Source organism: Sporosarcina jeotgali (genome assembly GCF_033304595.1).
Lineage (GTDB): Bacteria > Bacillota > Bacilli > Bacillales_A > Planococcaceae > Sporosarcina > Sporosarcina jeotgali.
On the sequence record NZ_CP116341.1, the window covers coordinates 1,523,504 to 1,544,761 of the forward strand.

Annotated in this window: 23 protein-coding genes; 3 read left to right on the top strand and 20 right to left on the bottom strand. The window is 40.6% G+C overall.

Annotated elements, in window-relative coordinates; all coding sequences use genetic code 11:
• Positions 1-97: 97 nt before the first annotated feature.
• From ltrA to PGH26_RS07510, 16 genes are all read right to left on the bottom strand, one after another.
• Positions 98-1,894, bottom strand: coding sequence for a group II intron reverse transcriptase/maturase (gene ltrA, locus PGH26_RS07435; RefSeq protein WP_323691342.1), 1,797 nt, complete (start codon positions 1,892-1,894; stop codon positions 98-100).
• Between the two features lie 725 nt (positions 1,895-2,619).
• Complete coding sequence (gene csaA / locus PGH26_RS07440) at positions 2,620-2,949, bottom strand: chaperone CsaA (RefSeq protein ID WP_323693354.1); 330 nt, start codon at positions 2,947-2,949, stop codon at positions 2,620-2,622.
• Between the two features lie 132 nt (positions 2,950-3,081).
• Entirely contained in the window at positions 3,082-3,852 is a 771-nt protein-coding gene (locus PGH26_RS07445; protein ID WP_323693355.1) for a class I SAM-dependent methyltransferase, read from the bottom strand.
• Between the two features lie 102 nt (positions 3,853-3,954).
• On the bottom strand, positions 3,955-4,113 hold the full coding sequence (locus PGH26_RS07450) for a hypothetical protein (protein ID WP_323693356.1): 159 nt from the start codon (positions 4,111-4,113) through the stop codon (positions 3,955-3,957).
• Positions 4,114-4,646: 533 nt separating this feature from the next.
• Positions 4,647-5,054, bottom strand: coding sequence for an NUDIX hydrolase (locus PGH26_RS07455; RefSeq protein WP_323693357.1), 408 nt, complete (start codon positions 5,052-5,054; stop codon positions 4,647-4,649).
• A gap of 138 nt (positions 5,055-5,192) precedes the next feature.
• On the bottom strand, positions 5,193-5,813 hold the full coding sequence (locus tag PGH26_RS07460) for a class I SAM-dependent methyltransferase (protein WP_323693358.1): 621 nt from the start codon (positions 5,811-5,813) through the stop codon (positions 5,193-5,195).
• Between the two features lie 239 nt (positions 5,814-6,052).
• Positions 6,053-6,547, bottom strand: coding sequence for a GNAT family N-acetyltransferase (locus PGH26_RS07465; protein WP_323693359.1), 495 nt, complete (start codon positions 6,545-6,547; stop codon positions 6,053-6,055).
• A 55-nt stretch (positions 6,548-6,602) separates the two neighbouring features.
• Complete coding sequence (locus tag PGH26_RS07470) at positions 6,603-6,983, bottom strand: ATP-binding cassette domain-containing protein (protein WP_431312524.1); 381 nt, start codon at positions 6,981-6,983, stop codon at positions 6,603-6,605.
• Positions 6,964-7,872, bottom strand: a complete 909-nt coding sequence (locus PGH26_RS07475; protein ID WP_323693361.1) for a hypothetical protein — start codon at positions 7,870-7,872, stop codon at positions 6,964-6,966. The genes PGH26_RS07470 and PGH26_RS07475 overlap by 20 nt, the downstream gene beginning before the upstream one ends.
• Positions 7,873-7,949: 77 nt before the next feature.
• The gene (locus PGH26_RS07480; protein ID WP_323693362.1) at positions 7,950-8,540 is read right to left on the bottom strand and encodes a dienelactone hydrolase family protein; all 591 of its coding nucleotides are present in this window, start codon (positions 8,538-8,540) and stop codon (positions 7,950-7,952) included.
• Between the two features lie 175 nt (positions 8,541-8,715).
• Positions 8,716-9,117, bottom strand: a complete 402-nt coding sequence (locus tag PGH26_RS07485) for a VOC family protein (RefSeq protein ID WP_323693363.1) — start codon at positions 9,115-9,117, stop codon at positions 8,716-8,718.
• 500 nt (positions 9,118-9,617) lie between these two features.
• Positions 9,618-9,917, bottom strand: a complete 300-nt coding sequence (locus PGH26_RS07490; protein ID WP_323693364.1) for a hypothetical protein — start codon at positions 9,915-9,917, stop codon at positions 9,618-9,620.
• Positions 9,918-9,980: 63 nt separating this feature from the next.
• Positions 9,981-10,172, bottom strand: coding sequence for a hypothetical protein (locus PGH26_RS07495; RefSeq protein ID WP_323693365.1), 192 nt, complete (start codon positions 10,170-10,172; stop codon positions 9,981-9,983).
• Between the two features lie 419 nt (positions 10,173-10,591).
• On the bottom strand, positions 10,592-10,789 hold the full coding sequence (locus PGH26_RS07500) for a hypothetical protein (protein ID WP_323693366.1): 198 nt from the start codon (positions 10,787-10,789) through the stop codon (positions 10,592-10,594).
• Between the two features lie 110 nt (positions 10,790-10,899).
• Entirely contained in the window at positions 10,900-11,925 is a 1,026-nt protein-coding gene (locus tag PGH26_RS07505; RefSeq protein ID WP_323693367.1) for a DUF2332 domain-containing protein, read from the bottom strand.
• A 66-nt stretch (positions 11,926-11,991) separates the two neighbouring features.
• On the bottom strand, positions 11,992-12,153 hold the full coding sequence (locus PGH26_RS07510; RefSeq protein WP_323693368.1) for a hypothetical protein: 162 nt from the start codon (positions 12,151-12,153) through the stop codon (positions 11,992-11,994).
• A 248-nt stretch (positions 12,154-12,401) separates the two neighbouring features.
• On the opposite strand from PGH26_RS07510, the gene PGH26_RS07515 reads away from it, so the two are divergent.
• The 3 genes from PGH26_RS07515 to PGH26_RS07525 all read left to right on the top strand — a co-directional run bounded on the left by PGH26_RS07515 (position 12,402) and on the right by PGH26_RS07525 (position 16,502).
• Positions 12,402-13,436, top strand: a complete 1,035-nt coding sequence (locus PGH26_RS07515) for an ABC transporter permease (protein ID WP_323693369.1) — start codon at positions 12,402-12,404, stop codon at positions 13,434-13,436.
• Between the two features lies 1 nt (position 13,437).
• Positions 13,438-14,112 carry an ABC transporter ATP-binding protein gene (locus tag PGH26_RS07520; RefSeq protein WP_323693370.1) on the top strand — a complete coding sequence of 225 codons (675 nt, stop codon included), beginning with the start codon at positions 13,438-13,440 and terminating at the stop codon, positions 14,110-14,112.
• Between the two features lie 149 nt (positions 14,113-14,261).
• A complete protein-coding gene (locus PGH26_RS07525; protein ID WP_323693371.1) occupies positions 14,262-16,502 on the top strand; it encodes a YhgE/Pip domain-containing protein in 2,241 nt (746 codons plus the stop codon).
• Positions 16,503-16,552: 50 nt separating this feature from the next.
• On the opposite strand, the gene PGH26_RS07530 is transcribed toward PGH26_RS07525, so the two are convergent.
• The 4 genes from PGH26_RS07530 to PGH26_RS07545 form a co-directional block, all read right to left on the bottom strand.
• Positions 16,553-16,990: a hypothetical protein gene (locus PGH26_RS07530; protein WP_323693372.1), complete on the bottom strand. Its 438-nt coding sequence runs from the start codon at positions 16,988-16,990 to the stop codon at positions 16,553-16,555.
• Entirely contained in the window at positions 16,987-18,411 is a 1,425-nt protein-coding gene (locus PGH26_RS07535) for a cryptochrome/photolyase family protein (protein ID WP_323693373.1), read from the bottom strand. Before PGH26_RS07535 ends, PGH26_RS07530 begins: the two co-directional genes overlap by 4 nt.
• A 54-nt stretch (positions 18,412-18,465) precedes the next feature.
• The gene (locus PGH26_RS07540) at positions 18,466-19,461 is read right to left on the bottom strand and encodes an EAL domain-containing protein (protein ID WP_323693374.1); all 996 of its coding nucleotides are present in this window, start codon (positions 19,459-19,461) and stop codon (positions 18,466-18,468) included.
• Between the two features lie 177 nt (positions 19,462-19,638).
• On the bottom strand, positions 19,639-21,171 hold the full coding sequence (locus tag PGH26_RS07545) for an APC family permease (protein ID WP_323693375.1): 1,533 nt from the start codon (positions 21,169-21,171) through the stop codon (positions 19,639-19,641).
• Between the last annotated feature and the right edge of the window lie 87 nt (positions 21,172-21,258).

Genomic DNA, 21,258 nt, shown 5'->3' on the forward strand with positions numbered 1-21,258 from the left:
CCCGCTCCACACAAAGCGTGCAAGTTTCCTTGCACTTTGCGTTCCATCTATCGATGGATACTTGATTATAAGTTCTTCGTTCCATTTTGACGTGAGATTATACTACCGTTTCAAGCCCACATTCCATTCGGTATTGGTTTAGTTTCTTAATCATTGAAGAAGTAAAACCAAATTTCCTTATTTCAGATGTGATGATTTCTGTATCTATACGATGAACTAACCGGTGGATATCTTTATGAAGAATACGGAGATTTCGAAACTCATCCGTTCCTCCAAGATGTTTGGGTCTATAATGATGGCAATGAACTTCACTAGCAGTTAAATTCCAACCTGTAAGTTCACATTTCCCCATCTTCATACTGAAGCGACTAATGCGATTATCCATGTATTCAACCGTTCGGTTGGGAAGAACAGCCTTCATTATATTACTAATTTCCAAACGAACATCCGGCTTTAATTTATCGTAAATTTTCTTTCTGCCTTCCTCCGTGAAGAGTGATAATGTCGGACTAAAATTCATCGTATTTACTGTCCGTACATCTCCAACGGGAAAAAGATGAACCCCCGCAATCTCAAATGTTTTAGACCTTGTGCTAAAGTACTTCTTATAAGTAGTACTCGGTCTGATTGGGCGTCCGTATTTCCCTACAGGACGAAGGCGGTTATACAGAAAGGCTTGTAAATCGTAAGCAAGACGTGAGAATTCTAGATTGACATGTGTAGCTCCCTTAAAATAATTGTGAATCCCTAAAACAAAACTATTAAAGCGTAAAGCATTTTGAGTGGTTGGGGAGGCTTTTATCCGTAAGATATGGACTTTTGCTTGTTCTTTGAGTTTCTCCCGCTTTTTCTTTTTAACGCCCGTATGGGCAACCCTTTTATTTCTTTTCTTATTCGCTTTTATTGTAAAACCTAAGAATTCAGACTTTCTTTTCCGCAAGTTCACAATTTGTGACTTTTCAGGTGAAATATCTAGTTTTAAACGCTCTTTGAGATACAACTTTACTGCGTGATACCACTTATGAGCTGTTTTCCCATCTCGGCAAAGAATTTTAAAATCATCTGCGTAACGGACAAGATATCCTTCTTTTAAAGCGGTACGCTTCTTAGCGACCACTTTACCTTCTCTTGTTTTATAGTTTTTCGAAAGAGGGAAGAATTCCCACTGACCCGCAACCCACTGGTCAAGGTCATTGAGCACCACGTTCGATAATAAAGTCGATAAAATTCCACCTTGAGGAACACCTTTAGATGGGACGCCCTCTTTATCAATCTCGGCTTTCAGCATTTTGGATATACAAGCCAATATTTTTCTATCCTGAATGCCTAAGTTCCATAATTGTTTGATTAGAAGTTTATGATTCACATTATCGAAAAACCCTTTAATGTCAACATCCACAATATAATGCAAATTAGCAGTATTGACTAAATGTTGTACTCTAGCCATGGCATGATGAGTAGACCTTAATGGTCTAAATCCATAGCTGTGTTTGTAGAAATGGGCTTCAGCTATTGGCTCTAGAACCTGTTTAAAACACTGTTGAATGACGCGGTCAAGAATACATGGAATTCCAAGAGGTCGGTATTGACCGTTCTCCTTTTCAATCCATACTCTTCGGACTTTCTTAGGTCGGTAGTTTTCTAGTTTTGTTTGAATGGTTTTCACCAATTCATTTTCCGAAAGCTCTTTAATATCTTTGATGGTTTTCCCATCAGTACCAGGGGTCTTTGACCCTTTATTAGATTTAATCGTTCGAAAAGCTAAGAGAATGTTCTCTCTTGAAGTCACCGTCTCGTAAAGACGACTGAACGTATCCTGTTGACTAGCTCTTTCGTATAAATCCGTGAAGATTCCCGTCATATTGTAGTAATCCCAATATCTCAAAGTTGACACTGTGGCATCCCTCCAAATGAGTGATGTTCCCACATTCTTACCCGATCGGTGTCATTCACGTGAAGAAAATAATCGTTCTCATGGATAGACTTGGGGCTGTTCCTCCATTTCCATTACAGAAGATTCATCAGTCGTGCCCCTACCCTCACAAGGATAAATGCATTTCGGCTTGCGCCTTATAGCAACCGTTTTAGATGACAGTCCTTATTTCAACGTTCCTTGGCTTTCCAAGTCCCTTACAACATAGCTTTCCGTTCTAGACGTAGGTGTTTCCTGTAAGCCTGTGAGCTGGATACCGCCTTTGTTCGGTATAGCGTATTTCAGAGGGCGCACTTTTACTCCACACCACTCACCCCATCGTTGGATGGGCCATAGCTTTCACTATGTTCAATCTGTAGACCCGTACCTTCAGAAATTTGTCAGTTCCTTTAGACTGGAACATTCTCACCCTATCTAGTTTTTCAGCCACCCGGCATATCCGTTGGCATACCTTTTCTAACGAATGGCTCTAGCCTTCATTCTGCCGACTCTACCTGAGCTTCGAACCCCATGAACTGTCACTCATGACGCACGCAGGAGTATCGGTGAGATAGTTTCGGAATACATGGTTTCCTCATTCCTATCTTCTGTTGTAAAGTTGAAATTTGTATTATAAATTCCCTGTGTTTTCATGCCGAAGGCATTTATCACAGAACTTGTCGCGCGCGCCCTGATTGTGGAGTACTTTAGGCAATAGGTGTCCCATTTTTAACAGGCTGCTCTGGTTTCAGAAGAACCACGTCATCTTCTCCGGGAACACCGCCAATTACTAACACTTCAGATTTAAAACCAGCTATCCTTCTAGGAGGGAAGTTTACTACCGCAACCACTTGACTCCCAACAAGTTGTTCTGGCTCGTATCTTCGTGTAATTTGAGCTGAAGAACGTTTAATCCCCATATCACCAAAATCAATTTCTAATTTTATTGCGGGTTTCCGTGCCTCGGGAAATGGCTCTGCCTTAGTCACAGTGCCCACACGAATATCAAGTTTTAAAAAATCTTCAATCGTTATCATTAATATCGCCTCTTTTTCTACCCTGATTTTGTGATGCAAGTGTGCGACGTCATGTTTACCGTTATTTTCAATCCTCAGGTAATTTTTGTAACTGCCGTATTCTCAGATTGCGAAGATCTCAGTGGTTTTTTATTATTTAACACAATGAAAAATAAAAGATTTCGCTTTTTCAGTTGCCTGTTTGAACTCCCAGTCTTCATATGCCTGAATCTGGGAAAAGCCCCCCTGCTGCAGTGAATCATAAATTTCCGTTAAAGTTCGAAATTTTAATTGGATTTTTTCTTGAATCATTACTTCACCCGTTTGTGCATTCTTAACAGTTTCAAAAAAAGTGAAAATGCCTTCTTTAAATCCTTCGTATTCCGTCCAAACTTCAAGAGGTTCTCCGGTTGCAAAATTTGTTGCAACATCAGGTGTTAAATCTTTCTCCCATTGTTCCCACACTTTTGCTAATGGGTTCCGGGTATCAAATATCATATGACCTCCAGGTTTTAATGCACGGTATATATTTGAAATCGTGTGTTGCCAGCTTTCATCCGTAAGAAATACTTGTGCAACGTTTGCAGTCATAATAACAGCATCAAAAGCCTCTGTTTGTAAATTAGAGCTATCATCAATAATCCAAGTCAATTCATCTGGATAATCTTTATTTTTAGCATATTCAATTGCTTCTTCATTCGGATCAATCGCTGTAATATGATATCCTTCTTTGCCAAGATGCGTTGTTAATCTCCCTGTTCCACACCCCAAATCAGCTATTTCATTAACGTTTAATTTCTTTAAAAGAGCTAAGAAGAAATCATCATGTCTACCCCAAGCATTAACCTGGTCATATACTAACGAAATCATTTGTTCACTTACTTTCTCTGCTGTATTTTTTGCCAATATATCCAGTTTAAACAACGGCTCTCTGAGACAACCGCAACAATACGCGAATAAAGTTTTGGCATTTAATCTGGTCCAAACTCAACCTGCATAAACAGGCAGAGTCTGCAGAAGATTTATCTATTTGGTATGATGATTCATTTCTTTTAATTGCTTTTTGATTTCTCTAAGCTCCATTTTTATTGCTTTCACTTGTTTCGAAGTGTCGATCCCATATCGGACACCGTATGTAATGATGAATAACACAAGGGCTGCACCTATTAGCCAGTAAAGCAACATCGTATCCTCCCTCTCTTTTTGAGCAGTTACAATCGCAATCATTTATTCACGTTTAGTTTGAGAGGATACAAAAAGCATTAAACCGAGGAAACTAATATTGATGAAAAATTGAAATTCGCGAACATCCGGATAATCTTTGATTAGCTCATCCTATAATTGAAGCTGCACTCGAATAGAAGAGAATCTGTTGAATGGTCCCCATACCTCAGCAAAGGGTTCATCTTTTTCCCACCCAATAGTTGCTATGATTTCGCCGGTATTACCTCTCTTCCCAAATCCTCTAAGTAATAGATTGCAGCTTCTTCTGTTTCTTTTTATAAAAATACCGCCAAATAAAAAAGATGGCCCAAGAAACTAGTGGAAAGAAAACATTGATATAACTATTTGGAGTTTCAGTAAGTAGAATAAAAGCGATTTCTGCGATCAACGTTGGAATCATAATGGCTACCCATACTCGAACTTCCTTGTTTTTAAAACTCAACTCAAATCGGTTATTCATAGATGCCACCTCTTTTCCTATTCAGGTAAAAAAATTAAAAGTCAATATAAAAAGGATGTGTTGAACCGTCTAAACAGTATTCAATCCGCTGTTTAAAGTTTTTCCAAGTTACCATTTCCAGCGCAGTCTCTATTGGGAAAAACCCTACCTCTAAACTCTCAGGACTGGTGGCAGGCTGTCCCCCAATCGCTTTGCCCAAAAAGAGCGTATTGCAAATGGACCGTTCTACATTTTGAAAGATCCCGCAGAACTTGATGATCTCTATTTCAATCCCCGATTCTTCTTTTGTTTCTCGGACTGCAGCTTCCTTAATGGATTCCCCTTCTTCGAACTGTCCGCCCGGCATCTCCCATCCCCTGCGCGGCCCTTTTATTAACAGAAGTTCATTCCTATCGTTTAAGACAATCGCTGCGGCTGAAACAATATGTTTGGGTGGTGACATTCTGCTTATCTCCTTTCCCATCTGTTTGTTTAAAGTGTGGGCTGACTAAAGCCCACCCCTCATTTTTCACTGCACCATATGTGACTTGCGGTTAAAAATAAAGAGCGGCAAAAGTTTAAACTCTTGCCGCTCGAATTTTCATGCCGTAATAATGAATATGCCGCCACAATGTGAGATCGGATAGAACTCACACGGATGCTGTAACGAAGTAATGATTTCATCCTGTACAAAATAGAATTCATCGTTATCCCAGGATTCCTTATTTTGCTCCCTACACCGATCCAAGAGTTCCCTATTTTTAAATGCGATGTCACCAATAAACAGTTTACCTCCCTTTTTCAGAAGAGGGAGTAAGCTGGAGATAAACGCTATTTTTTCATCATCGGGCAAATGGTGTAATGTGTAGGTGCTGATAATGGAATCATACGTATTTTCAAGAAAGTGTGGAGGCACTCCTGCTGAAATATCCCACTCAAATAAATTAGCAGCGGGCATTTTAGATTGAGCAATGGAAATCATTTTCGATGAAAAGTCTATCCCATCAATTTTATGTCCATGTGCATACAGTTTGCTTGATAAGACACCTGTTCCAAATCCAATATCTAAGACTTGAGACTGCTTCTTTTGCATGACTTCATTAAAAATAGTATTGAGTATTTCCTTATACCCGGCAAAGGGATAACTATCATTTTCTTCACTGATTTGCACCGTTTGGTCATAATTATCTGCCCATAAGTTGAACCCTTGATTTGTTAACATGAATGCTCCTCCAATAATTATCAAATTAATGAGCATCCAATGAAATCGTTCATTGAATTACTCGGTAGATCCTCCGGTAGACAGCCTTTCTTGATTACAATTAAATTTATAGTGCATTTTCATCACACCTTTCAATAATATAGTTTAAATTTTACCATAAATTTCGGAATATTACATCTGATTATCTGAGTAATCAGCAAATATGTATTAATTCACTCTATGAAAAAAGTGATAGTAATTTATAGAAATAAGACCATTAAGTCTTCATCAAAATAGCGATTGTCCAGTTTTAATGCCCGTTTCTCAATACCGTAAGTTTCAAATCCCAATGAAGTATATAGGTTTTTTGCTGATTTGTTTGTCGTAACCACGGTTAAATAGACTTGCTCTACACCTTCCAATTCTTTTGCCGTCCTAATTGCTTCATTCATTAAAGCCTTCCCATTACCTAAACCGCGTTTACTTGGCGAAACGTACATGGCCACAATAGACATTCGATGGCGCAGTTTAATCCGCGGTTCTTTAACTAATGTAATAATCCCCACAAGGATATCATCTTCAAAAGCACCAAATGTAAAGGAGTCTTGTGATTGAAATCTAGTTTTGTATTTATCGACAGAATGATCTTTTTCTTCTTCATATGTAGAACCGAATGATTCAGGACTGTTTTGTAAAGCTTCTAATCTTAATGCAAGGTAGTTTTCTGCATCCTGTTCAACTAAACGTTTTATCACGATATATTCCCCTAACACTTATAGAGTTGATAGTTCAAGGCTTATTAGTGCCTCATCACACCTGTTCAGTCACTGTCAAATAGGGTCTGTCTTGGGACCAGTTTACCGATACTGAGACGTTGAATGTTTCAGTTACAAGCTCGTCTTGCAGCACTTCTGCCTTGGGCCCTGCTGCTACGATTTCGCCGTCTTTCAACAGCAGCACATGAGAAATTTCTTTTACTAGCTCTTCAATGTGATGTGTCACATAGACAATATGACATCCGCTTGACGCAGCTTTTTCCAATGAATTCAAAAACTGTTCGCGTGACAAAATGTCTAGACCTGAGCATGGTTCATCCAAAATAAGCATGTCAGGATTACTCATTAGAGCACGTGCTATGAGAACTCTTCTTTTTTCGCCTTCTGATAATAAGTTAAGCTTGTTGCTTGTCATCTCTCTTCTGATACGTAATAAGCGCAGGGCAAGGGGCAAATGGAAAACGCTTCAGCACTTCCATCGCATAGGGATCGGTTGTGTCAAATTCTCCCGTCAGAGTATGGATATTGAGGGTAACCGAATATTGAATCTGATGTATCACCAGCTGCGGCAGAAGAGATTTGTACTGGTCGTCCAAGTAGCCGCACCAACCGAGCTCATACACTCCTTCCCTGTCTGATTCGTGGAGAAAAGAATACGCAAGGACTTGATGAGTATCCACATTCACATAAACCAAACTGCCTTCAGCTATCGTATCCTCCGCAAAAACGAGTTGTTCCCACTCCTGTATTCCCTTGTCCGCAACTGGATTAACGGAATGCGTCTCTTTGTAAACCCTTTTCACTAAGCGAACCAATTGCTGAACTTCATCTTCTGAAAGAGTTTCCAGGCACTTAACAACAAGTCTTTCAGTTGTTTCCAATGGCAGTTCGTCACCCACAGCAAATGACAAGTCGAGATCCGATATATAGGTTCTTCTGATTTCAACGAAACCTTCCTTCTCGTAAGCTATCTTCAAAGCAAAAGCGGTTTCACAGATTGAGGTTTGCAATGGATATTGGAGTTGTTCACGCGTTGCTGTCTGCACAAGTAAGTCTTTAATGATTCCGTCTGAAGGAACAATTGGATCGATAACAATACGGAAATATGTACAATTTGGATGAAAACCGCTTTTCCAGCCGAATATTACACCTGTAAGTTGTTCATTAATATATGCAGAGTAGGCAAATTCAGATCTGGGCTTCTTCAATAAAGTGAACAGATTTTCGTTTTCGAAAGAGCGAGTGAATAATTTCCTCACGCTTCCCTCTTCTTGTTCATTGTAGGCATCTATCCTTATCGGCAAAGTCATTCCCCCCTCGTCTGTTGCAGTCATACTGGTATCCTTAGATTACTTGCTAAATTGTATATGCTGTCCAATTATTAGCTGCGCCTAGCATCCACCCGGTCTAAAAAATCACGAACCCGCTGAAGCAGAAGATTTGCTGTTTCAGCATCGTATGCTTGCAGACTGTCATCGACGATAAAGTGCTGATCTCCTTTGTACACAAAAAGTTCAGCGCATTCAGATTGAGCGACAAGTTCCTGTGCCGCCTCAAGATCTCCCTCTTCAGCGAAGAAGGGATCTCGATCCATGCCGTGGATCTGCACGGGCAGCTCAGCCGGCCATGGCGAGCCGAATGCCGAGGATGGCGCGCAAGAGGAGATGAACAGTGCTCCTTGTCCGCCTTTTCGGGTTGACGCGAGTTTCTGGGCTGCCATGACGCCGAGTGAAATTCCAGCATAGACGATGTCACGCGACAGCAAATTTGCTTCTTGCTCGGCACGCTTTAAAATTGCGTCAAAACCGATTTCATCTACATAAGCGAAGCCGTCTTCAATTGTTGAAAATGTACGGCCTTCGAAAAGATCCGCGACATGGACTGTGTGCCCTGTCTGTCTTATATGCTCAGCAAAGTGATGGATTCCTTCAGTGCATCCAAGCACGTGATGAAACAAAAGAACTGTTGCCATTTGCTTTCCCCCAGTTTAAAAGTAAATGTTTATAGAGTTAATCCCAAGACTGTAATTTCGTCATTCAGTGTAATTGTATTCATTGTAATTTTCTGAATCAGGAGGAGATGCAAAGACGTTTTCTAACGGCTTACTGCGTTTAGCATCAGATTACCGGCATTGATTCTTCTTTAGTTCAATCAATAGGGAGATCAAGTTGCCAGGAAACACCGAAACGGTCATTCAGCCAGCCGAACTTCTGGCTGAATCCATAGTCGCCTAATGGCATGAGAGCTTGTCCTTCAGCCATCAGCTTTTCATACAAAGTATCAATTTCAGATTCATTATCACAAGTGATGAAGATTGAAAACGAAGGAGTGAAGGCAAATGCATGGTTCAGATGACTGTCGATACACATGAATTCTTGACCTTTTAAATTGAATAGTGCACGTACTACAGTCCCTTCTGGTCCGGCTTCATTGGCTTTGTAGCGAGTGATGCTTGTAATGCCTGAATCCTCAATGAGGGATGTGTAAAAGTTCATCGCTTCTTCTGCTTTCCCGTCTTGAAACATCAAAAATGGAGTGACTTTTTTCATTGCAAAACAATCCTTTCCTTTAATTATCGGTTTTAGATATTCAATTGCTGTTCCTTCCCCTCTGGAAGAGTAAACGAATGCTTCCAGATTTGAGTTGCAGCTAGTCCCAATTGTATCATTCATGAGCAACGCCGTTCATTTCAAGCAGGTCCAATAAGTTTTCTGGAACAAGACGAAGCTCTCCTGATTGAAACGTCTGTATCGGCAGACGGAGCACTTTGAATTTTTCTCCGTTATCTTCTATGCCTTCAAACGTACTCGCTTTGTTGAAAGAGTTATCCGTGAAAGATGCATCATAGACCCTTACAATCTCATGTTCTATATTTCCGTTGAAGCTGAATATGTTTTCTAGCGTTCCTAAGTAGACAAGCTTCGTGTAATAAAGTACAGAAAGGAATCACTAGAATATAAAAAACAAGAGCAGTAACACGTATTCACCCCTAAATAATTTCGTCCAACCTGATCGTATGAGAACGTTCTATTTACAAAAAGATGAACTTTTAGCTTTTGACAAAACTAATGAGTAATGGTGTGATTAGTAAGATGAAGGAAAGTAAAATTAATACAAATGAAACAGCTTTAGGGAGTTTCTCTTTACTATTTCCTTTATACCATCCTGAAAACTGTAATTTGTTTCGATATAAAACAAACAGCGAAAGGAAAACAGCGATTGCCCCCATCCACATGGTGTCAGCATCTGCATTATTCATTATGTATAGGTTTCTTGCAATCATCCATCCTATTCCTCCGCCAAATACGAGGATGATACATACACGAAGCAATTCAAATAAAGCGCCCATTAACGCACTTCCCCCTCCCGAAGAATAGATTTTCTAGTTTGCTTCAAATAGTGGTTGCTGGAATTAATCCCACAGCTCATTTTTATTTTCTTTATTCTTCCAAACTATAAAGAGCAGTCTTCCAAACGCAATAACGGCCGTTAACCCGAGAATTTTGACAATCCATGAACCAAGCCCCATCGTTATTCCGCAAACTGCATAAGTAATCCATATAAGGATGACAAATGCTAATAATCCAGGGCGGCTTTTGTTCATATTACTCCTTTTATTACTCCTTTTATTACTCCTTTTATTACTCATAAAATCCCTCCGATTCGTAAGCTGCATCGCTGATGAGTTTCATACTAGAAGCACCTAAGATAGGTTAAATATGGCGTTTTTCTGCCTTTAAATTTTTGCGTCCGCTCATTTAAAAATCAGAACATAAATAGCAGGCACGAACAAAGCGATTAAGAGGCACACCATAGCTGCTGTCTTCGATTGTTTCGTAATCCGCTGGTCATCTTTATGCAGACTTTCGATAAATGAGAGTGTGAAGTAAAAACAAAGTGCCAAAAATGCGATCGAACTGATTCCGATCCATCTGGAAATTTCTAAGGTAATTGGAATCGCCCCTTACATATGTTGTGAATTACGTGAAATGATGTGGATCACTAGTCAGTTATGTGCACATATTAATTCTTAAAGTTGTCTTCTAATTCTTTTTCGATTTCTTCATCACTAATCGTAACCTTCTTTTCTTGAACGCTAAACTGAGTTTTGATGAGCTGACCAACTTCTGACTTGTCTATCCCATCCTTTACTGCAGAAAAAATGACAACATACAAGATAAACAAACTTGCAATGGATAGCAGAATCGTTCCCCATACCATTTCCTCTGCACCACCTTCTAATTTTTCAACCAATCAATCTGAATGACTACACAATCATTACTTTCTCAAAAAACTTGATGAATGGGAACTTCCACTACTAAAGACAAGTTTCATAAATTCCATTCAAACCATCTTCCATGTCCATCTGTATCGCCAATCGTATTCTTAAATTCTTCTCCATTTTTGTAATAATCGAGGTGGAGTTGCCGGTCCCACATATTATTGTATATGTGAAAGACATCTCGTTCTCTTCCGATTTCCGCAATCTTTTCGAGCAGTTCATATTTAGATTCAGCTGGGATCTGGTTTGCGACATGGGTGTGAAAAATACAGATTACAGAATCCTCGGGCATTGTTTGAGCAGCGTCACGCAGTAATTGTACTCCATCGCCTTCTACAAGTTTTACTGGATGTTCTTTCAAACATTCAGCAGCATTGTGGAATAACTCCAATCGTTCTTGATGTTCTGGCCAAATGAGTGCTTGTAACCACAAATAATCTTCAGGATTGGACAAATCACTGATAGTTAGGTCGAGTCCGATTTTTGATGCGATGGGAGGACTTTCAGAACGCAATTTTGGAAAATGGTCTCCTCTGACTTCTGAAGTAATGTGCAGATGGGCGTCTTTAGTGCCGAACGTTTCGGCAGTTCCGTATGAATAGCTGTAATGATCCCACAAAAGCTGCAGACCTGCACTTGTACCGATTTCTATAAGTGACAACGGTTTTTCTGTTTCGTTGTAGATCCAGGAGAAAATAGGATAAAGATAGCCGCATCGTCTAACTTCATTTGTCTGAACCCTTTTACTTTCTAAAATTGAAATGATTTCATCACGATACTTATTACAAAAATCTTTGAAACTGCTAAAAGTTCTGCTGTCTATATCTTTGGACGGATTTGTGATGCTTGGATAATAACTTCTTAATAGATGTTCATTCCCTTTTAATAGAAGATAATGAACTGCTCCAAATAAAAGGTTAGGTACAGGCTGTCCCTTTTGAACTGACTGGCACAAATCGAGCAGGACATCGTCTTCTGCGACCTTCAAAGACAAAAATTCATAAAGTTCACTGGAACCCTTGCATTCTGTTTTTGCAAAGTTTATAAAAGTTCTGGTTAGCTGTATATCCTGCATCTTATTTCCCCCTCAGTAGATCATCTATAATAACTCCGAAATCCAACTTGGTAATTTTATTCTTGATTACAATTTTTCTATCTTCTCTGCAATAGTTCTCAAAATTTGATTTTTCTCTTTCTGTAATTTAATGAAAGCAAGTAAAAACCAAATAATGAACACCAGTGGTACTAGATAAAAAAGCAGTGAAAGAATGGGTAATATTGAAAACATCATGCTCGTTTCCATCAGAATTCCTCCTTACAAGTTGAGAGTTCATTAAAACCTTCTATAAATATGTATGAAAAAACAAGAACATTTTTCCGAATGTTAACTCTTTTGTTCCGGATAATTATACCATATTGTTTCCAAGGATTACGTAAAGATTGGAAAATTTTGCGTAACCGTAAATCATCACGTAATTTGTAATGCTGTGTTTATGTAGCGTTCATGTTGGAAGCGTAAACTGAAGGTAATCAATAACGGAGGTGTTTTTCATGCAAATGGCGTGGAAAGAAGTTAAAAAAAGTAAAATGAAATTCTTGATACTCGGTTCAATCATCTTCCTGGTCAGTTTCTTGACGTTCATCATCTCTGGGCTTGCAAACGGATTGTCAGAAGACAACGCAGCCCTCATTAAAAACGTACCAAATGGTCAGTTCTACTTAAATGAAGATGCAAAGCAAACGTATAACCTTTCTAAGATCGACACGGAACAGCAAGACAAGATGCTCTCAGACTATAAAGGTGCGACGGCAATGTCCATTCAAATGGGCTTTGTCAACGATGCAGAAGACAAGCAGCACAGTGTTGCATTTGTGACGTCTACTGACAGTGAGTTATTTCCGAATGTCAAAGACAATGAAGTCGTGTTAGACGCTTCAATGAAAGATGAAGGAATCAAAGTCGGCGACATTTTGACGAACAACCAGTTCAGTGGAGAGTTCAAAGTTGCTGGATTCGCTGAAAAGCAAACGTATAGCCACGCACCTGTTGCGTTCATCAGCATGAAAAATTATCAAGAAATGTATCGTGTGATGGAAATGCAGACGGTTTTCATTCCAGGATCGGATAGCCCTGATTCTATTAATGGACTGGAAGCATTCAATAATAAAGAATTCTTGAACACAATTCCAAGTTATGGTGCTGAACAAATGTCACTTAATATGATCATTTGGTTCCTTGTTGTTATTAGCGGTATGCTGTTTGCGATTTTCTTCTATATGATGAATGTACAGAAAATCGGATTGTACGGTATTTTGAAAGCGATCGGTGTGAAAACCATTTCGCTATTCAGTATGATGTGGTACCAAATGCTGCTTATTACAGCTGTTGCGCTTGTATTATCTGTTGGGCTCAGCCAAGTGTTCAGTATGGTTGCTCCTGCAGGTATGCCGTTCAGCTTGCCGCTTGAGACTTCATTGTTATTGTCTGGTGTATTCTTAGTCATCGGATTTATCGGAGCGACCATTTCCGGATTCCAAATCAAAAAAGTGGAGCCGTTGCAGGCAATCCAACAAGGAGAGATGTAAAATGGCGATTTTCACAATTGAAGATGTCGAAAAAACATTCAAAACGGGTGATGTCAGTGAGAAGATATTAAAAGGTGTGGATCTTGACTTAAATGAAGGCGAAATAACTGCTCTCGTTGGTCCATCTGGTTCGGGCAAGTCAACAATCCTGACGATTGCAGCAGGGTTGCAAAAAGCAACCGGCGGTCAAGTACTCTTTGAAGGTCATGATATGACGCAAATGAGTCAAGAAGAAATCCGGAAAATCCGTTCAAGCGAATTCGGATTTGTGTTCCAGTCTTCACACCTCGTTCCCTTTTTGACAGTAGAAGATCAGCTGCTGCTCATGCTGGATGTGGCAGAAACGAAGTTGAACAAAAAAAAGCAAAAGCAAGAAGTAGCAAAAGTGCTTGATCTTGTCGGCATGTCGCATAGGAAAGAGGCGTACCCTTCTTCCCTTTCCGGAGGCGAAAAGCAGCGTGTCGCAATTGCACGTGCCATCATCCACCAGCCGAAAATGCTGTTTGCAGATGAACCAACAGCAAGTCTTGATTCTAAACGTTCCAAAGAAGTGATGGAAATCATCCGAAACTTAACTAAAACACTTAAAATCACAACACTTATGGTCACGCACGATGAAGAAATGTTACCTTATGCTGATCGCATTGTAACGATGAAAGACGGTTTGATTGCCTAACATCCAAAACCCCCTGCTCCTGACGTTCAGGATAGGGGGTTTTTGGGTATTCTAGTGAATAAGGAGAACATCTGATTTAGAGCCCAACACCTTGCTTCTTAAAATCAGACAGGATAGACGCAAATCGTTAAATGAATGGAGGCAGACGAATGCGCAATATCTTTTCAATTTTTAAACGGGATGTGCGCAACATCTCTACAAACTGGGTCGCTGCTGTGTTAATTGGCGGCTTAATTTTCTTGCCTTCTTTGTATGCATGGCTCAACATTTATGCATCTTCGGACCCGTACGGCAGGACTGATAAATTACCAGTTGCTGTCGTCAATGAAGACAAAGGAGCGGATGTGCAGGATAAACATATCGATACGGGTGCAGAAATCGTATCCACGCTAAAGAAGAATCCATCAATGGAATGGCATTTTGTTTCTAAGAAAGAAGCAATGGACGGCGTTGAGTATGGAGATTATTACGCCGTAATGGTGTTGCCGGAAAATTTATCGGAGCAGCTTGCTTCTGTCGTTTCCGGGAATCCTAAGAAAGCGGAGATCGATTACTTTGTGAATGAGAAACTTAACTCGATTGCACCTAAAATTACTGAAAAAGGTGCGACAGTCATTGTCGAAAAAGTGAGCAGTCAGTTCGTATCTACAGTGAACGGCGTGATTTTTGATTTACTCAATTCGTTAGGACTCGAATTGCAAGCTGATTTGCCAGACGTACAAAGATTCGAAAATTATATATTTGAAGCAGAAAAAAGCTTACCTGAAATCTACAATCTGCTGAATCGCGGACTTGGTGATGCAACAGACGCTCAGTCGATTATCCAGGAAGCTCAAGGGAAACTGCCTGAAGCGAAACAAGTCACTGATAACGGTCTCGGCCAAATCAATCGAACGGTTGGTTACTTAAACGAAGCCGAACAAAAGTTAGATGAAATGTCGCCGAAGATTAAAGCCGATTTGAAAAAAGTCACAGATATTTCGAATCAGGCGAATGATTTTTTAAAGCAACTTCAAGGAATTCAGTTAGATTTCACGGAACTCGACAACGCTAAAAAGACGCTGGACGACCGAATGACAGCGAGTATTGAACGGGTGGATGGCGTCAAGCAAGATCTTATTCGCCTGCAAGAATTGGTTCAGCAGCTGCCGAAACCGAATGAAAAACCTTCACTTGGTACTGATGAAGAACCGGACAGCGAACTGCAGCCAACCCCTTCCCTTCCATCGTCTAACTTGTCGGGGAAATTGAATGAGGCGATTACAAAAACGGACAATCTGAAAAAGTTGCTGCAAGAAGCGCAAACGAATGCTCGATCAGTAAATACCGTGGTTACAGGAAAAGCTGAAGAATTGGACCAGGCAGTCGATGACTTACAAAAAATCGCAGGAAATACATCTGTTGAACTGGATGCATTTATGAAAGAATATGTAAATACTATTGAACCTACTGTAAAGAAAGAAATCTCAACGGCCAAAGGAACTCTCGGACAAGCCAAAGGACTTTTAACGGAAATCCAGTCCACTCTTCCGAAAGTGCAAACAATTCTAGGTAACTCGGATAAGGATTTAGCAGAGGGAAAGGAAACGATTCAAAAAGCTGTGGCAGAGTATCCTTACGTCTCTGAAAAAGTGAATCAGCTGGCGGACAAAATTCGCAGCATTCAAGGTGAAACAAATATAAATGAAATTATTCAATTGCTGCAAAATGATCCAAACGCTGAAAAAAGCTTCTTTGAAGAACCGATTCAGTTAAAAGAAAACCGGCTGTATTCGATTGAAAACTACGGAACCGGGATGACTCCATTCTACACTGTCCTTTCCCTATGGGTAGGCTGTCTCCTCCTCATCTCATTGTTGTCGACAGATGTGCATGGAGAGGAGTTCACAACACGACAAGTCTATTTTGGACGGCTTCTGACATTTGGATTAATTGGCTTACTGCAAATGCTCATTGTCGTTTCAGGTGATTTGTTACTGCTTGATGTTCACATACGTGAACCTATCTGGTTTGTGGTCTTTGGAGTGATTATTAGCGTCGTCTTCATGTCAATTGTTTACACGCTCGTTTCAGTCTTTGGAGATGTTGGTAAAGCGATGGCAATTGTCATGCTCGTCTTGCAAATAGCAGGATCAGGAGGAACGTATCCAGTTGTCTTACTGCCGGACTTTTTCGGTATCATCAATCCGTTTCTTCCATTCACGTATGCGATCGATGTCATGCGTGAAGCAGTTGGCGGCATCGTTTGGGAACGCGTAGCAAAAGACTTGTCGTTCCTGGCTTGCTGTTCAATCGCCTTTATCCTGTTCGGGGCATTTCTCAAAGAACGCATCAATAAAGGAACGAACAAACTCTTGAAAAAATCGAAAGAAGCTGGGATTTTCCATTAATTCAAAAAAAGCACTTCAGGCCTGTCTAACTGACAGCTGAAGTGCTTTTTCTATAAAATAGTCTGCCTTTCAAATTTGAAAAGGATACCTAACACTGCTCCGAAAATTGCGTGACCGATGAGCCAGTAAAGCAGTGAAATACCGTCCGTTAGCGCTGGAGTCCGGTCGGATAGCGCTGTAGTCGGAAATAGAGCAATTCCTATAATTATGCTGCCTACAGTACAAATCGTAAGAGCATGTTTTTTCCATAAGGGGCGCAATAGGTACATCACATAAAATCCAATTGCCACTAAAACTGAGACAACGAGATGAAAGAACACTTCCAGCCACTCTGGAAATGCAATGTTCCCTACTACAGGTATGTAATCTACGTTGAGTAAGAATGTATAGACCTTCTCACCTGTAGAAGATTCAATCCATTTAAACAGGAAGGTTAGAATCAACCCTCCAATTAGTCCGTAGATCGTTGCACGCAGAAATTTCTTCATCTTAACTCCTCTTTCTTGCCTTTTATGAGCGCATACGCATCAAGCGCACGCGCTCGGGCGGCAGAATGGTCGACAATTGGAAGAGGATATGTCTCCCCGAGAACTACACCTGCTGTCATTAATACATCTTCAGATGCTGTTTGCGGCTCGTGAAGATGGACATCTGGTAGTTTGGCTAATTCGGGAATCCATCTTCTAATATATTCTCCGCTTTTATCGAATTTCTTACTTTGAGTTGTTGGATTAAATATTCTAAAATACGGAGCTGCATCAAAACCAGAGCCTGCAACCCACTGCCAGCCTAATGTATTATTCGCAACATCATAATCAATGAGTGTTTCACGGAACCACTCCGCACCCATTCGCCAATCGACCAGTAAATGTTTAATAAGAAAAGAAGCAACAACCATTCTTACGCGGTTGTGAATGGTGCCGGTCTCCCATAATTCACGCATTCCCGCATCTACGAGCGGATACCCGGTCTTACCGGCTTTCCAAGACTCAAATTCTGATGAATCATTAAGCCAGGGGAAATTGAGAAATTCTGATCGCAGCGGCCGCTCGGTAATGTCAGGAAAATGAAAAAGCTGGTAATATGAAAATTCTCGCCATGCAAGCTGTCTGAGGAACGCTTCAGGTTGAGGCGCAATTCCATCTTCTTGTGCACGCTTCACTGCATGCCAAAGAGCTCGAATACCCATATTTCCCGACGCCAAATATCCAGACAGTCTGGATGTACCGTTCAACGAAGGGAAATCACGTTTGAAATCGTAAAACTGAAGCCTTTTGTCGCGAAAAGTTGCCCATTGCTCAAAAGAAGCAGTTTCACCTGGTTCCCATGCTTGTTCAAGTGTTGCATCCCAGTTAAATGGGGAGCGTAAACCGGATTCTTTTAAAGGAATGGAACCTGTAATCTCGTGCGCCCAGTTCGTCAAAGAAGCTGGAGCAGCGGTCGGCCAAGGAATTTTCTGCTGTTGCAAAGATTTCCAAAATGCACCGAAAACTTTATACGGCTGACCAGCTCCTGTTTTTAAATGGGAAGGATCCAGCAGCATATTCGGATCAAAACGTTGAATATCCACTTTGGATAAAGATTCGAGTTCAAGCAGCACCATCTCTTCTTTTCGAGAAACAGGATCCACTTGCCCATTGAAAAATATAGCGTCTGCTTGTGTTTCTTCCGCTAGCAAGGATAGTGTGCTTGAGGGATTACCTTTTAAAATTGTCAATTCACTTCCTAACTCGACTAGCTTTAGCTGAAGATGCGTTAGAGATTTATACACCCACCAATCAGAGGCTGTTGGAAACGCCCGGTCAGGGAGTATGACGACAGGAAGAACTTCACCACATTCAGATGCATTTTTCAAAGCAGGATGATCATGAACGCGTAAATCATTTCTAAACCAGACAATTGTTTTCAAGAAATCCCTCCTAAAAAAGGACCGCACATTTTGGCGGTCCTTGAATTCCCTCTATTATAATGGGGATGGAGCAGGTTTTCCAAAAAAGTAACCTTGAAACAGCTGGTACCCTTTTTCTTTTAACCATTTAAAATCTTCTTCCCGTTCGATTCCTTCTGCAAGCGGCACAGATCCGCTCTCTTTAGCTTTCATCAAAAACATTTCTGCATTCTCTTGTTTTTTACTATCCAAAGCAACTCCATCTACAAATGACCGATCTAGCTTCATATAATGAGGTTGTAAATCAGATAACAATTCCACTGTACTATACCCTTCGCCTACATCATCGAGTGCATAATGGAATCCTTTTTCACGATAATATCTTAATATCGTCTTCAGATGTTCAACATCATCTACTTTGTCTGTCTCAACTACTTCAAATACGAGTTGATAAGGATCTATATTAAACTGATTCGCGACTGCAACCGTTGACTGCAAACAAAACTCAGGCGAATAGATAGAAGTAGGTACAAAGTTAATAAATGCTTTTTGATTGATAAGAGGCGCTGCATGCCGAACTGCGGTAATTCTGCATAACCGATCAAGCGCATAAAGTCTTCCACGCGCTCTTGCTGCCGCAAAAGCTTCATCGGGATAGATCATTCGACCTTTTGGCGAGTGAAAACGAGCCAGTAACTCATACCCGTAAACAGCACGGTCCGCATCGACAATGGGCTGATAATACGAAATAACACGTTCTTGCTGAATGAGATCATCAATCCATTGGGATGCAAAAACTTCATCCACTTGTGCAAAGGTTCTCCATTCTGTCTCCCCTGCGATTCTAAAGAACATTTGTGTGACATCCAAATAATCTTGAGCAAAGTCCGTTAAGTCTCTGAGTCCGGCTTCTGTCACAGTGAATACTGAGCTGCCTTCATTATTTTTATCAAAAGCTGACAGAACCTTGAGTCGTTCCATATGCTCTGTTAGCATCGTATGTTTTGTTGGGTCATCAACCCTAACTTCTATTTGTAATTCCGTAACTATACACGCGGTTCTGCAAGCCATATCAAACCCTCCGTCCTATTAAACAATTGGAAAACACCTAATTTATTATTAATTGTAATCGATTACTCCTAGTAATGGCAAGTATTAACCTACGAAATGCCTATAATTGACTGAAAATAACAACATGCCCCATCGTACTACGAGGGACATGCTGTCATCTTAAAATTATATGTCGAATTACGTAGGAAGACCTGTTCCCGTTGTATCTGTACTTTTCGGCTTAGGCCGCTCCGTTTTCACTTCTACAGTAGTATCAACTTCAGACTCTATTGTCTTCCCAAGCATATAATACTCTGTTTCTTCCTGGGTTAGACTATTATAGCGCTTCTGGATGACACTATAGAAAATACCTCCAAGTACTGCCCAGCTGACTAACAGAATATAAGATGGTGTTGTCAGGGAAGCCGGAGAAAATGGTATGAGCAATAATAGTAAGAACGCGATACTAGCCACTATTCCGAATAACGCCAGTCCTTTTTTAATGGGAGCAATTTCACGATTGGCTTCTTCAGCACCCCAAGCGAGTACTTTATACGCAGCGATACATGTAAACATGTATGCGACTGATACTCCTGTAGAAGACATATCGACAATCCAAGATAGTGCTTGGCGTCCGAACCAAGGAGTAGGAAGAGTAATGAGCGTTACAAACCAAATCCCCCAGACAGGCGTCTGATTTTTCTTCGAAATCGTTCGGAACATATCAGGCAGTGCACGTGCGCGCGCCATGGAAAAGAGCAAGCGGCTTGAAGACATATAGAAGCCGTTTAATCCTGTGAAAATCCCCATCATAATTGCAACAGCCATTACGATTAGACCGCCATAACCGAGTGCAGAATTCACGACTTCACCTGTCAGCCAAAGACTGCCATCCCCTACAGAAGAACCTGCAGGGAATGTCCACGCCGTAAGACCAATCATTACCGCATAGATAAGGAATGATGCAAATAATGAGGCTACAATGAGCATTGTCGCTTTCCGCGGTGAGAAATTAAACTCTTCTGCTGCTTGAGGAACATTGTCAAATCCGACATATGCCCAAGGAGCGATTGCCAATATGACCAGAATTGATGTCAGAATAGATTGGCTGCCGCTGAAAAGCGGTTTCATATTTTCAAATGGTGCTTCTGTTATACCAAATGTAAATGCTCCAAGCAGTACAACACCAGCAACTAATAGAATGCTGAAGTAAAACTGAATACGGCCTGAAATGTTAGTACCTGTTGAATTAATGAAAGCGAACAACAAGATGATTACTGAAGATATAATAACTTCTGGCAAATAGACATCCCAGCCAGCAACACTATATAAATAAAATTGCTTCATGAAACCGGGTGCTAAAAACTTGAGAAGCAATGAAAATGCAGAGGCGTTCAATGCAACAATCGATATGTATCCAAGTGATAAAAACCACCCGCATATAAATGCCCAAACTTTTCCTGCCCCTATAAAGGCATATGTAAATCCTCCCCCGGAAACTGGGAATTTCTTAATCATTACTCCGTAGCTTGATGCGATGACCATCATCACGAGCGCTCCGATTAGCAAACCAATCATAGCGCCAAGTGGACCTGATTCTCCTATCCAATCACCTGGAAGGATAAAGGCTCCCCACCCAACTGAAGATCCCAGCGCAATTGCGAAGACCCATGATGGTTTAAGCGTTTTCGTTAACTTCCTGCGCTTCTGATGCGCATCTGTCTGATCCATATGTAAGTTCCCCCTAAAAAATCTTTCTTAGTTTTATTCCCTACTCGTCAGAACTAAAACCTGTTATTCAATAAAAAATAATTTTTA